This window comes from Kitasatospora sp. NPDC127067 (assembly GCF_042724755.1).
GTDB classification, from domain to species: domain Bacteria; phylum Actinomycetota; class Actinomycetes; order Streptomycetales; family Streptomycetaceae; genus Kitasatospora; species Kitasatospora lactacystinica.
The window spans coordinates 57,069-69,564 of sequence record NZ_JBHXEM010000016.1 but is presented as its reverse complement, the minus strand read 5'-3'; the positions used below and the strand labels follow the sequence as shown (position 1 = coordinate 69,564).

10 protein-coding genes and 1 pseudogene are annotated in these 12,496 nt (G+C 75.3%); 2 read left to right on the top strand and 9 right to left on the bottom strand.

Annotated elements, in window-relative coordinates:
• Positions 1-29: 29 nt before the first annotated feature.
• The gene (locus ACFWJ4_RS09740; RefSeq protein WP_359897693.1) at positions 30-689 is read left to right on the top strand and encodes a response regulator transcription factor; all 660 of its coding nucleotides are present in this window, start codon (positions 30-32) and stop codon (positions 687-689) included.
• A 65-nt stretch (positions 690-754) separates the two neighbouring features.
• Entirely contained in the window at positions 755-1,855 is a 1,101-nt protein-coding gene (locus ACFWJ4_RS09735; protein WP_380541325.1) for a phosphotransferase, read from the top strand.
• Positions 1,856-1,921: 66 nt separating this feature from the next.
• Here the strand turns inward: ACFWJ4_RS09735 and ACFWJ4_RS09730 are convergent, their stop codons facing one another.
• The 9 genes and pseudogenes from ACFWJ4_RS09730 to ACFWJ4_RS09690 form a co-directional block, all read right to left on the bottom strand.
• Positions 1,922-3,634: a protein kinase gene (locus ACFWJ4_RS09730; RefSeq protein WP_380541322.1), complete on the bottom strand. Its 1,713-nt coding sequence runs from the start codon at positions 3,632-3,634 to the stop codon at positions 1,922-1,924.
• A 112-nt stretch (positions 3,635-3,746) separates the two neighbouring features.
• Positions 3,747-5,192, bottom strand: a complete 1,446-nt coding sequence (locus ACFWJ4_RS09725) for a protein kinase (protein WP_380541319.1) — start codon at positions 5,190-5,192, stop codon at positions 3,747-3,749.
• A 313-nt stretch (positions 5,193-5,505) separates the two neighbouring features.
• Positions 5,506-6,120 carry a bacterial proteasome activator family protein gene (locus ACFWJ4_RS09720; RefSeq protein ID WP_380353386.1) on the bottom strand — a complete coding sequence of 205 codons (615 nt, stop codon included), beginning with the start codon at positions 6,118-6,120 and terminating at the stop codon, positions 5,506-5,508.
• A 213-nt stretch (positions 6,121-6,333) separates the two neighbouring features.
• Positions 6,334-7,098 (bottom strand): hypothetical protein, encoded by a 765-nt coding sequence (locus ACFWJ4_RS09715; protein WP_380541317.1) that lies wholly within the window; start codon positions 7,096-7,098, stop codon positions 6,334-6,336.
• 150 nt (positions 7,099-7,248) lie between these two features.
• Positions 7,249-8,226, bottom strand: coding sequence for an NAD(P)H-quinone oxidoreductase (locus ACFWJ4_RS09710; protein WP_380541314.1), 978 nt, complete (start codon positions 8,224-8,226; stop codon positions 7,249-7,251).
• 43 nt (positions 8,227-8,269) lie between these two features.
• Positions 8,270-9,331 carry a potassium channel family protein gene (locus ACFWJ4_RS09705; protein WP_380541311.1) on the bottom strand — a complete coding sequence of 354 codons (1,062 nt, stop codon included), beginning with the start codon at positions 9,329-9,331 and terminating at the stop codon, positions 8,270-8,272.
• Positions 9,328-10,536, bottom strand: coding sequence for a molybdopterin molybdotransferase MoeA (locus ACFWJ4_RS09700; RefSeq protein WP_380541309.1), 1,209 nt, complete (start codon positions 10,534-10,536; stop codon positions 9,328-9,330). Before ACFWJ4_RS09700 ends, ACFWJ4_RS09705 begins: the two co-directional genes overlap by 4 nt.
• A pseudogene (locus tag ACFWJ4_RS09695) lies at positions 10,533-11,474 on the bottom strand (NTP transferase domain-containing protein). The gene ACFWJ4_RS09700 and the pseudogene ACFWJ4_RS09695 overlap by 4 nt, the downstream one beginning before the upstream one ends.
• A 16-nt stretch (positions 11,475-11,490) precedes the next feature.
• Positions 11,491-12,495, bottom strand: a complete 1,005-nt coding sequence (locus ACFWJ4_RS09690; protein ID WP_380541306.1) for an MBL fold metallo-hydrolase — start codon at positions 12,493-12,495, stop codon at positions 11,491-11,493.
• Between the last annotated feature and the right edge of the window lies 1 nt (position 12,496).

Sequence of the window (12,496 nt, the reverse complement as noted above, 5' to 3'; positions counted from 1 at the left end):
TTCGTACGGTGGTATGGGAGGCTTTGGACGTGACTGATAACGGACAAATCAGGGTATTCCTGCTCGACGATCACGAGGTCGTCCGGCGGGGCGTGCACGATCTGCTCTCGGTCGAGGACGACATCGAGGTGGTCGGCGAGGCCGGCACGGCCGCCGAGGCGCTCACCCGGATCCCGGCGGTCCACCCGGACGTGGCGGTGCTCGACGTCCGGCTGCCGGACGGCAACGGGGTCGAGGTCTGCCGCGAGATCCGGTCCAGGCTGCCGGAGATCAAGTGCCTGATGCTGACCTCGTTCTCGGACGACGAGGCGCTGTTCGACTCGATCATGGCCGGCGCCTCCGGCTACGTGCTGAAGGCGATCCGCGGCACCGACCTGATCACCGCCGTCCGGGACGTCGCGGCCGGCCGCTCGCTGCTCGACCCGATCGCCACCAGCAGGGTGCTCGCCCGGCTGCGCGACGGCGGGGAGAAGGAGGACGAGCGGCTCGCCCAGCTCACCAAGCAGGAGCGGCGAATCCTGGATTTGATCGGCGAAGGTATGACAAATCGTCAGATCGGCAACGAGTTGCACCTGGCCGAGAAGACGGTGAAGAACTACGTCTCGAGTCTGCTCGCCAAGATGGGCATGGAGCGGCGCACCCAGGCGGCCGCCTTCGTGGCGCGGCACCAGGCCGACCACCAGTACTGACCGCACGACTGCACAGAACTGACGGCTTGTCAAGGGCCCCCGCAAGGGGGCCATAACCTCTGCACGTGACTTTCAGCCAGACCCTCGCCTGCGCCCCGGCCCGCCCCGACCTCTCCGCACCGCCGATGGGGACCCTCAGCCCACCCGTCCCGCTGGGCGCGCTCGCCGAGGTACTGGCCCGCTACCGGACAGGACGGCTGCTGACCGCCGAACCGGTCGCCGAGGGTCTGCTGAACCGGGGGTACCTGGTCACCACCGAGGCCGGTCCGTACTTCCTGAAGTGCTACGTCGACTCCGCCACCGCCAGCCGCCCGAAGATCGTCGCCCACCACCGCGCGATGGCCGCGCTGAACGCCCTCGGACTGCCCGTCGCACCCCCGCTGGCCTGCGCCGAACGGTCCGGCACGGTGGCCTCGTGGGGCGGCCGGCTGTTCGCGCTGTTCCCCTGGGTCGAGGGCCGGCACCGGCACGGCGGCGAGCTCGAACCGTCGCAGTGCGACGCGCTCGGCACGCTGCTCGGCCGGCTGCACGGCGCACTCGACGATGTCTGCGCCCCCCTCGAACAACCCGCCGGATACCGGAGCGCCGACGCCGTCGACAGCGCCGCCCTCGCCCACGACCTGCGGCGCCGCGCCCGCGAGCAGCACCCCGCCGGGGAGCTGGACGCCCTGGTGGTGGAACGGCTCACGGAACGGCTGGAACTGCTCGCCGAGCACGCCCACCGCCGCCCCGCCCCGGCGGCCGCGCCCCCCACCGGCTGGACCCACGGCGACTTCCACGGCCTCAACCTGCTGTACGACGACGGCCCGCGGGGCGGCCGGGTGACGGCCGTCCTGGACTGGGACAAGCTCGGCCCGCAGCCACGCGCCGAGGAGGCGGTCCGGGCCGCCACGCTGCTCTTCAACGACCGCTCGTCCGGCGTCCTCGACCTGGTCCGGGTCCGCCGCTACTCACAGGCCTACCGGGCCTCCGGCGCCGCCACCGCCGAGCACCTGGCCGCCGCCGCCCACCGGGTCTGGTGGGAGCGGCTGAACGACTTCTGGATGCTGCAGTGGCGCTACCAGCGGGCCGACCACCGGGCCGACCCGCTCTACCCCGCCTCCGCGGGGCAGCTGGCGTGGTGGTGCCAGGAGTACGAACAGGTCCTGGACGCCTTCGCCAACTGACCGCGTCCACCGGCCGGTCCGGCCGACCCGCGAGGTCGGCCGGACCGGTCGAGGCGGGTCGGCCGGTCAGCCGGTCCCGGGCTGCGCGGGCTGCGAGGCCGGCGGCGTCACCGGCGGGATCGTCTTGGTCGGCAGCGGGTTCGGCGGCGGCGTGTTGCCGCCCCCGCCGGGCGTCGAGCCACCGGTCGAGGGCGCCGTCGACGCGGACGTCTGCGTGTGGCTCGCGCTCCCGGTCGGTGTCGGGGTCGGCGTGTTGTGCTTGCCCCAACCCGGCGACGGCGACATGTTGTTGCCGCTGTTCCCGGTGGTGTTCCCGGTGGTGTTGGGGTCGGTCGGCTGCTGCGGCTTCTTGCTGCCGGAGCCCGAGGCGGGCGGGGGCGTCAGGCCGCTCTGGACCGGCACGGGCGTGTCGCTGCTGGTGACCGCCGGGGGCTGCGTCGGGGACACCGCGGGGTCGACCTTGTCGTTGCCGCTGAGCGCGAAGGCGATGCCCGCGCTGGCCGCGACCAGCACGGCGATCGCACCGGCCACCCAGGCCCACGGCCCGCGCCGCCGGCCGCCGCCGTCCTCCTCGCCGGCGCCGTCGCCGTACGGGCCGCCTGCCGCCGGGTAGGGCGACGAGGGGGTGTGCGGGCCGCCCGTCGGGTACGGCAGCACGGAGGTCTGGTCGCCGGGGCGCACCGCGCCGAAGGCCGCGGTGGCCGCGGCCTGGTCCGGCCGGAGCACCTGGGTCGCGCCGGTGTCGCCCGCGGTCGCGCCGACCCAGCCGGCCCCGCCCGCGCCGTGCATCTCGCGCAGCGCGTGCTGCACGTGGGCGCGGAACTCGTCGGCGTCCTGGAAGCGGTCGTCCGGGTTCTTGGCGAGCGAGCGCAGCACCAGCGGGTCGAGCCCGGTCGGCACCCGGCCGTTGGCCTGCGAGGGCGGCAGCGGCGGGTCCTGGACGTGCTGGTAGACCACCGACAGCGGGGTGTCACCGGTGAAGGGCGGGCGCAGCGTGAGCAGTTCGTAGAGCATGCAGCCGGCCGCGTACAGGTCCGAGCGGTGGTCGACCGGCTTGCCGAGCGCCTGCTCGGGCGAGAGGTACTGCGGGGTGCCCATGACCATGCCGGTCTGGGTCATCGTGGTCGCCCCGCCGGTGAGCGCCCGGGCGATGCCGAAGTCCATCACCTTGACCGCGCCGGCGTTGGTGATGCTCACGTTGGCGGGCTTGATGTCACGGTGGACGATGCCGTTGCGGTGGCTGTAGGCGAGCGCCTCCAGCACCCCGGCGATGATGATCAGCGCCTGGTCGACCGGCGGCGCCTCCTCGTCCGCCAGCAGCTCGCGGACGGTGCGGCCCTCGACCAGCTCCATCACGATGTACGGCGTGGACTCGTCCCCGACGTACTCCTCGCCGGTGTCGTAGACCGCGACGATCGAGTGGTGGTTGAGCGCGGCGACGGCGTGTGCCTCGCGGGTGAAGCGCAGCCGGGCGACCTCGTCCTGGGCCAGCTCGCCGCGCAGCAGCTTGACCGCGACGGTGCGGCCGAGCCGCACGTCCTCGGCGGCGAACACCTCGGCCATGCCGCCACGGCCGAGCCGGTAGGTCAGCCGGTAGCGGCCGTCGCCGACGGTGCTCAGCGGCACGGCGGTGCCGCGGCCCGGGGTCTGCGGACCGCCGAACGGCGGCAGCGCCGAGGTCTGGGCCTCGCTGCCGGGCTCGGGAATCCTCGGGGTCCCGCCGGTCCGGCCGACCGCTCGGACACCCGCGTCGTCGTCCGGCTGCTGCGTCTGTGCCATCGCTCCTCGCCCCGGGCGTTCGCTCGGATCGCGCTGCCCTGTCGCTTACGTATCCCCGAACGCTACCGCTTCCGGCGGACGGACGCGGCACCCCCGAACCGGCCGGAATCCGTCAGAGCAGGCCATTCCGGTCGGCGGGGAGGTCGACGACCAGCACGTTGGCGGGGCGCTCCCCGTGGCTGTACTTGCCGCCGGTCTTCACGTCCGCCTTGTTGACCACGATGGCGATGATGATGCCCGCGAGCACCAGCACGCCGACGATGATCCCGATCACGACCACGGCCGTCGAGCAGCCGCCGCCGCTGGGCGCCTTGGGCTGCTGGTACGGCGGCATCGGCTGCGGCGGCGGGGTGTGCGCCTGCGGCGCGCCCTGCTGCAGGAACTGCGGGTGCGGGGTGTGCGGGGCTTGCGGCCGCGGGGGCTGGAAGGCGGGCGGCGGGGTCTGGTACTGCTGCGGGAAGGGGTGCGGGGTCTGCGGCTGCGGCGTCGGGTACGCCGGCGGCGGGGTCCGGTACTGCTGCGGCCCGCCCTGCTGGAGGTACTGCGGCTGAGGCGTCTGCGGGTTGTGCGGCGCCTGCGGGGCCTGTGGGGCCTGCGGGGCGGCGTGCACCGAGCGCGGACCCTCGTTGATCACCAGCGGGGTGCTGGCCTGCAGCCACTGCCCGTTGCCGCCGCCCTTGGCGGCCTCGATCAGCCGCTCCGCCTCGTCCCGCATCGCCGCCGCGCTCTGGAACCGGTGCGCCGGGTCCTTGCGCAGCGCCTGGGCGACGAAGGCGTCCACCTCGGGGGTGACCGAGCGGTTGAGGGTGGAGGGGGCCGGCGGCTCCTCCTGGACGTGCTTGTAGGCGATCGAGAACGCCGAGTCGCCGTCGAAGACCAGCTGCCCGGTGATCATCTCGAAGAGCATCACGCCGACCGAGTACAGGTCGGAGCGGGCGTCCACCGGCTTGCCGAGCGCCTGCTCGGGCGAGAGGTACTGCGGGGTGCCGACCACCATGCCGGTCTGGGTCATCGACGTGACGCCGGATTCCAGCGCACGGGCGATGCCGAAGTCCATGACCTTGACGTTGCCCTTGCGGTCGAACATGACGTTGCCGGGCTTGATGTCGCGGTGCACCAGGCCCATGTCGTGCGAGGCCTCCAGCGCGTTCAGCACGCCGATGGTGACCTTCAGGGCCTCCTCGGCCGGCATCGCGCCGTACTGGCCGATCGCCTCGTTGATCGCCTCGCGCAGACCCTTGCCGTCGATCAGCTGCATGACGATGTACGGCGTGCTGGAGCCGTCCGCGGCGACGTCCTCGCCGCTGTCGTACACCGTGACGATGTTGGGGTGCTCCAGCCGGGCCACGGCCTGGGCCTCGCGGCGGAACCGCTCCTTGAACGAGTCGTCCCGGCCCAGCTCGCTGTGCATGCTCTTCAGCGCGACCTGCCGGTCCAGCACGCGGTCGTGGGCGAGGTGCACGGAGGCCATGCCGCCCTCGCCCAGCAGCCGCTGCAGCACATAGCGGCCGTTGCCCAGCGAGAAGCCCTCGACCGCCGCGTTGCCGTGCTCGCTCATGGTCCTCTGCTCCCCCTCGGCGCGGGCGTGCTCGCCGCAGCCTGACGTTCGGTCTCGTCCGTGCGTGGTGGGCCCGGCCCGCTGGCCCGGCGGACCCCTGTCGCGGCGGTTCCACCGGCCGGCGACAGGGGTCAGGGTATCGGCTCGCGCCGACGGTGATCGGCCCAGGGCCGGGGAGCGGTCCCGGGCCGCCGGCCCCCGGTCCCGGTGGCCGGGGCCGGGGCGGACCGTCGTGGTACGTCCGGTCCGGCGGCGGTCCGGGCGGACCGGCCGCACCCGCCGGCGGGTACCGGCGGGTACCCGCCGGGTGCGGCTACAGGTAGGGGCCGGAGCGGATGCCGCGGCCCGGGCCCGGCTCGTCCTCGTCCGACTCGCCGCTGTTCAGACCGGGCGGCAGTGCCCGCCGCATCTGCTCCAGCTGGGCCCGCGCCGCCATCTGCTGCGCGAACAGGGCCGTCTGGATGCCGTGGAAGAGGCCCTCCAGCCAGCCGACCAGCTGGGCCTGGGCGATCCGCAGCTCGGCCTCGGTCGGGATGGTGTCGTCGGTGAACGGCAGCGACAGCCGTTCCAGCTCGGCGACCAGCTCCGGGGCCAGTCCCAGTTCGAGCTCCTTGATCGAGCTCGCGTGGATGTCCTTCAACCGGGCCCGGCTCGCCTCGTCGAGGGGCGCCGCCCGGACCTCCTCCAGCAGCTGCTTGATCATGCTGCCGATGCGCATGACCTTGGCGGGCTGCTCGACCATCTCGGTCACCGGGAGTTCACGCGGCACGTCGCCCTCGTCGTCCCCGTCCCCGACCGTGCCGGCGAACCCCTGGCCCACGGGCAGCCCGTCCGGTCCGACGATCAGCACCTTCTGGCCGTCCTGCGACTGCCCGCCGGCGGCCCGGAAGGGCTCCTGCGACGGGCGCTCGTTCATCGGATTCGTCATGAACAACATTCTCTCTCACTGGGGTTGGTCGGGCGGAAGCCCCCGGTCGTCCCGCCGTCCTGCGCCACCCGTGACGAAGGTACGCCCCCGGCCGCCGCACGGGAATCCGTACGGATACTCAGTTCCCGCTCCCCGGCCGCCGCGCGCCCGCCGACGGTGCCCGCGGCTCGGGTGTCACGGCCCGCCGCCGCACCCGGCCGCGGCACCGGCGCCTCAGCCCTTGCGCAGCCGCACGCCGACCAGTCCCAGGCCGCAGCCGATCAGCCCCAGGCCGACGCCCAGCGGCAGCTGGGTGGTGGAGGCGTCCTGCCAGTGGACGGGGAAGATCGCGGGCACGGCGGCGACGGCCGCGACCGGCTGTCCGGCGGCAGTGGCGGCGTCCGCGGTGTCCACGGCGGCCGGGTCCGTGGCGGCGGCATCGCCGGGGGCCGCGCCCTCCGCCGCCTCCCCGTCGGTCTCCGGCAGCTCGGCCTCGACGCCCTGCTCCGGGGCCTGCTCGGCGGCCTGGTCGGGGGCCTGCTCCGGGTTCTGTTCCGGGCCCTGCTCCGGAGCCTGCTCGGGTGCCTGCTCGGGCGCCTGCTCGACGGACTGCTCGGGGGCCTGCTCCACGGCGGCGTCGGAGCGCTCGGGCAGCGAGGCCGGGTGGTGCCGGTGGGCCTGCGGGAGGCCGCCGTCCGGCTTCGGATGCGGGCGCGGCACCGGCCGCCGCCGCGGCGCGGCCACCGGCCCGGCGGTGTCCGGTTCCCCGCCCTGCCCGGCGCTCGCCCCCGCCTCCGGCGAGGGAGCGGCCTCCGGCGGGGACAGCACCGCGGACGAGGGCAGTGCCATCGCCGCCGAGGCGGCGGCCAGTGGGAGCGTGAGCCCCAGCACGGCCGCCGCGACCAGCCGCTGGACACGGCCCGGGGAGCGGCGGGAAGTACGACGGTGGTGCGGCGCGACGGGCAGCGGCCCGAGGGATGCGTGCGGTGATGCGGCCACGGTCGGAGTCCTTCCGACGGCCGACGGCGCCCGGGGGCGGGATCGGCGGCGGGACTGCTCCGGACCAGATTCCCACGCCCCCGGCGCTACGGCATTTCGGGCGATTTCACGCCCGGTCTGCCGTCGCCCCGCCGCCGGGCCGCCCCCTTCTCAGGCCCGCAGCACGACCTTCCCGACCTGCTCCCCGCGCTCCAGCACCCGGTGCGCCTCGGCCACGTCGGCCAGCGGCAGCACCCGGTCCACCACCGGCTGCACCACCCCGGACTCGACCAGCGGCCACACGTGCTCCCGCACCGCCGCCACGATCGCCGCCTTCTCCGCCAGCGGCCGCCCGCGCAGGTTGGTGGCGATCACCGCGCCGCGCTTGCGCAGCAGCGCGTTGAGGTCGAGCTCGCCCTTCACCCCGCCCTGGAGTCCGATGATCACCAGTCGCCCGTTGACCGCCAGCGCGTCCACGTTCCGCTGGAGGTACTTGGCGCCCATGATGTCCAGGATCACGTCCGCCCCGGCCCCGCCGGTGGCCTCCCGGAGCGCCTCGACGAAGTCCTGCTCGCGGTAGTCGATCAGGATGTCCGCGCCCAGCTCGGCGCAGCGCGCCAGCTTCTCCCGGCTGCCCGCCGTGACCGCGACCCGCGCGCCGACCGCCTTGGCCAGTTGGATCGCCATCGTGCCGATCCCGCTCGCGCCGCCGTGCAGCAGCACCGTCTCGCCGGGCCGCAGGTGCGCGGTGAGGAAGACGTTGGACCACACCGTGCAGGCGACCTCGGGCAGCGCCGCGGCCTGCTCGACGGACAGCCCCGCGGGCAGCGGCAGCAGCTGCCCGGTGGGCACCGCGACCCGCTGCGCGTAGCCGCCGCCGGACAGCAGGGCGCACACCTCGTCGCCGACCGCCCAGCCGGACACCCCGGGGCCGAGCGCGACGATCCGCCCGGCGCACTCCAGCCCCGGGTAGGGCGAGGCGCCGGGCGGCGGGTTGTAGAAGCCCTGCCGCTGGAGCAGGTCGGCACGGTTGACGGCGGTGGCCGCCACTTCGACCAGGACCTCGCCCTCGGCGGGCACCGGGTCGGGCACCTCGGCCCACACCAGTGCCTCGGGACCTCCGGGTACGGGAATCGTCATCGCATGCATGCCCCGAACCTACTGCGGGGCCGGGGCGGTTGCGCGGTACGGCTCAGCCGGTCGGCAGGACCGTACTGGACTTGATGACGATCACCCGGTCGGTGAGCTGGAGCACGGCGGCCTCCGGCTCGGTGTAGTTGAGCACCCGTCGGCCCCGGACCACCGCGACCACCAGGTCCGCGCACTCGCGCGGGCTGTGCCCGGCCTCCGCCCGGGTGACCGGACGCTCCACCACGTCCAGCCCGTTGCCGTACGTCAGCAGGTCCTCCATCACCGCCCCGGCGTGCGGGCTGAGCATCGACATCCCGAGCAGCCGTCCGGCCGAGCTGGAGCTGGTGACCACGACGTCGGCCCCGCTCTGCCGCAGCAGCGGCGCGTTCTCGTCCTCCCGGACGGCGGCGACCACGGTGGCGGCCTTGTTCAGCTGCCGGGCCGTCAGCGTGATCAGCACGGCGGTGTCGTCCCGCTCCGGTGCGACCACCACCCGGGCGGCGGTGGGCAGCGCGGCGCGCACCAGGGTGTCGGTGCGGGTGGCGTCGCCGACCACCCCGACCAGGCCGTGCTGGGCGGCGTGGTCGATCACCTTGCGCTGCGGGTCGACGACGACGATCTCCTCCTTCTTCACCCCCTGTCCGAGCAGGGTGTCGACGGCGCTGCGGCCCTTCGTCCCGTAGCCGATGACGACGGTGTGCTCGCGCACGGTGGACCTCCAGCGGTTCAACCGCCATTGCAGGCGGGTCCGTTCGGTGAGCACCTCCAGGGTGGTGCCGACCAGGATGATCAGGAACACCACGCGCAGCGGGGTGATCACGAAGATGTTGGTGAGCCGGGCGCTGTCGCTGAACGGGGTGATGTCGCCGTACCCGGTGGTGGAGAGCGTCACCGTGGCGTAGTACGCCGCGTCCAGGAAGCTGAGCTCGCCCCCGGCGTTGTCGTTGTAGCCGGCCCGGTCCAGGTAGACGATGAACGAGGTGGCGACCAGGACGGCGAGCGCCAGCAGCAGCCGGGAGCTGACCTGCCGGACGGCGGGATCGGCCCGCCGGGCGGGCAGCACGATCCCGGCGTCCGCCCACGGCTCCGTCCCCGGGGCCAGGTTGCGTCGGAATCGGTTCACGGCACCTCCAGGAGTTCGACCGGCTCGCCCGCCGCCGCCCCGCCGGGCGGCACCACGGCCAGCGCCTCGGCCCGGGCGAGCCCGCGCAGCATCGCCGGTCCGTCGAAGGCCAGCGGCAGGACGCCCTCGGCGGTCCGCCGGACCGGGTGGAGCCGGGTGTCCGTCCGGTGCCCGGGCAGGGCCGCCGCGGCCGGGGCGAGGACGGGGGCGCCGACGGTCCGCCCGCTGCGGGCGTGCAGCAACGGCAGGGCGAGGGTGACCGTCCCGGCGACGGCGGCCAGCGGGTTGCCGGGCAGGCCCACCAGGTGGCGTCCGCCGGGGAGCTCGGCCAGCAGCATGGGGTGGCCCGGCCGGACGGCGACGCCGTCCACCAGCAGCCGGGCGCCGACGTCGGCGAGCGCCCGGTGCAGGAAGTCGACCGGCCCGGCGGCCGTTCCGCCGGTGGTGACCACGAGGTCCGCGGTGGAGTGCCGCAGCGCGTCCCGGAGCAGCCCGAAGTCGTCCCGGACGTAGCCCACTTCGGCCGGATCGGCGCCGGCCGCCCGCAGCCAGGGCGGCAGCAGCGGCCCGAGCGCGTCCCGGACCAGCCCCGGACCGGGCACCCCGGCAGTGAGCAACTCGTCACCCAGGACGAGCAGTTGGACCTCCGGGCGGCGGTGGACCGACAGCCGGTCGTGGCCGCAGGCGGCGGCCAGGCCGAGCACGGCCGGCCCGACCGGAACGCCGGACGGCAGCAACTCCTCGCCCCGGCGGCACTCCTGGCCGCGCGGGCGGACGTCCTGACCGGTGGTCAGCGGCTGCGGGCCGCGGTCGTGCAGCAGCACGCCGTCCGTCCGCCCGTACTCACGGCGCAGTACGGCAGTGGCTCCGGGCGGGAGTTGGGCGCCGGTGGCGATCTCCACGGCGGTGCCGTCGGCCAGCGCGGCCGGTTCGGCCCGGCCGGCCAGCACCCGGCCGGCGACCCGCCACGGACCGGGGCCGGCGACCGCCCAGCCGTCCATCGCGGAGGTGTCGAAGGCGGGCAGGTCGGTCAGCGCGGAGAGCGGCTCGGCGAGGGTGCGGCCGAGCGCCTCGGCCAGTGGGGCCCGGACCCCGGGCAGCGGGCGCAGCCCGGCCCGGCGCGCGATCTCCCGGGCCCGGGGCCAGCTCAGCACGCCGGGGCCGGTGGACGGTGCGGCCACGGTGGACTGTCCGACCGCGCTCACGACTCGTCCGGCCGCTCGGCGGCGACCCAGCGCTCGGCGAGCGCCTCGGTCCGCCGGGCCGCCTCGGCGACGGCCTGCGCCCCGCCGCCCTGCCGGGCGGCCGCGTAGCCGATCAGGAAGGCGGTCAGCGGTGCGGCCGGCCGGGCCACTCCGTGCGCGACCACCCGGGCCGTGTCGAGCAGACCACGGACGTCGACGTCCAGGTCGATGCCCAGGTCGGCCTTGACCTCGGCGATCCAGTCATCCAGCGTGCGCTCCATGCGCCCATGCTGCCCGATGGCCGGTTCGCCGAGGTGTTCGCCCCGTGTGCGGCGCGCGTCGTTTCGCTCACACGCCGGTGACGGTGCCGGTGCGGGTCACGTCCGGTCGCGCTCGCGGGCCTGCTCCAGGTCCTCCCAGGTGTCGCAGTCGTAGGCGACGTTGTCGGTGTCGGCCACCCGCAGCCGGGCCAGCCCGCCGACCAGGCGGCGCAGCGGCTGGTCGGCCGGATCGCCGAGCGCGGCCAGCGCGGCGCGCAGCGGGCCGGTGCGGTAGGCGGCGGCGAGCGGCTGGTCGCGGCCGCCCGCGTCGACCAGCACGGCGGCGTCCGCGGCCGCGCCGGCCCCGTCGAGGGCGGCGACCAGCCGTTCCACCGTCCGCCGGTCCAGGAAGGGCAGGTCCGCGGCGAGCAGCAGCACGGTGTCCGCGGTGACCAGGCCGAGCCCGGCCGCGACGGCGGCCACCGGCCCGCCGCCGGGCGGCCGCTCCCTGGTCCAGTGGACGCCGCCGAGCTCGGTCGGCCGGGCCGGGCCGACCACGACGGCGGTACGGGCGCCCGCGCAGGCGGCGAGGACCCGGTCCAGCAGGGTGGTCTCGCCCACTGTCAGCCCGGGTTTGTCGGCGCCGCCGAGGCGCCGGGCGGCCCCGCCCGCCGGAACGATCACGTCGTACGGCGTCATGCGGCCAGTATCCGCCCTACCGCGCCGCGGTCCCGTCGTCCTCCGGCCCCTCCTGCCCCTCCTGCCCCTCCTGCGCGTCCGCGCCGGGCGCGGCCCCGGCCGCGCGGGCGGTGTTGGCCGCCGCGCCCAGCTCCAGGATGGACGGCAGGGTCAGCTCCCCGTACCGCTCGTTCATCGCCGTGACCAGCGCCTCCGGGTCGTCCGGGTGCTCGGCCAGCAGCCGGTCGAAGTCCTGGAGGTACTCGCCGGTGAAGGCCAGCACCCGGGCGGCGTCGTCGCCCTGGCCCGGGGCCCGGTGGCCGGCGATCACCCGGTCCGCGCCGAGGTCGGCGATCCGGCCGAGGTTGTGCCCCCAGGTGGTGCGCTGGGCCGGGGTGGTGTCGGCGGTCCAGACGTGGGTGCCGTTGTGGACGAAGTCCCCGGCGATCACGGTGCGGACGCTCGGCACGTGGACGACCGTGGAGTCCCCGCAGTCGGCCTGGCCGAGCAGCAGCACGGGGATCACCTGCCGGTCCAGCATCAGCGGCTGCGGCAGCAGCGGGGCGGGGATCAGCGGGTGGTCCGGGATGTCGTCGCCGTACACCGGCTTCCACTGCGCGACCTTCGCGGCGACGGTGCGCCGGATGCCCTCGACCACGGCCGGGGCGGCCAGCAGCTGCGCGTCGGGGAAGAGCCGCAGCACCTCCTCGGCGCCGAAGTAGTGGTCCGGGTGCTGGTGGGTGACCACCACGGCGAGCAGCCGTCTGCCCTTGCCGGCGACCCACTCGGCCAGCTCGCGCCCGGCGCTGCGGGTCAGCTGGGCGTCCACCAGGATCGCGGTCCGCTCGCCGAGGATCAGGGTGGAGGTGGCGAAGAAGGCCGACTCGGGGCCGGTGAAGACGGCGACCTCCAGCGGCCGGGCCGGCTGTCCGGCCTCCGGCGGCTCGGCGCCCGCGGCCGGCCCGGCGGGCCCGCCGGAGCGGTCCGGCCCGGCCTGGGCACGCTCCGCGCCGGCGCTCTCCTCGGACGGGGACGTCGTCACG

Bases quoted from the DNA above. Each gene is read 5' to 3' on its own strand.
- ACFWJ4_RS09720 (WP_380353386.1), bottom strand. From the start codon at position 6,120: ATGACGAATCCGATGAACGAGCGCCCGTCGCAGGAGCCCTTCCGGGCC.
- ACFWJ4_RS09725 (WP_380541319.1), bottom strand. From the start codon at position 5,192: ATGAGCGAGCACGGCAACGCGGCGGTCGAGGGCTTCTCGCTGGGCAAC.
- ACFWJ4_RS09730 (WP_380541322.1), bottom strand. From the start codon at position 3,634: ATGGCACAGACGCAGCAGCCGGACGACGACGCGGGTGTCCGAGCGGTC.
- ACFWJ4_RS09710 (WP_380541314.1), bottom strand. From the start codon at position 8,226: ATGCATGCGATGACGATTCCCGTACCCGGAGGTCCCGAGGCACTGGTG.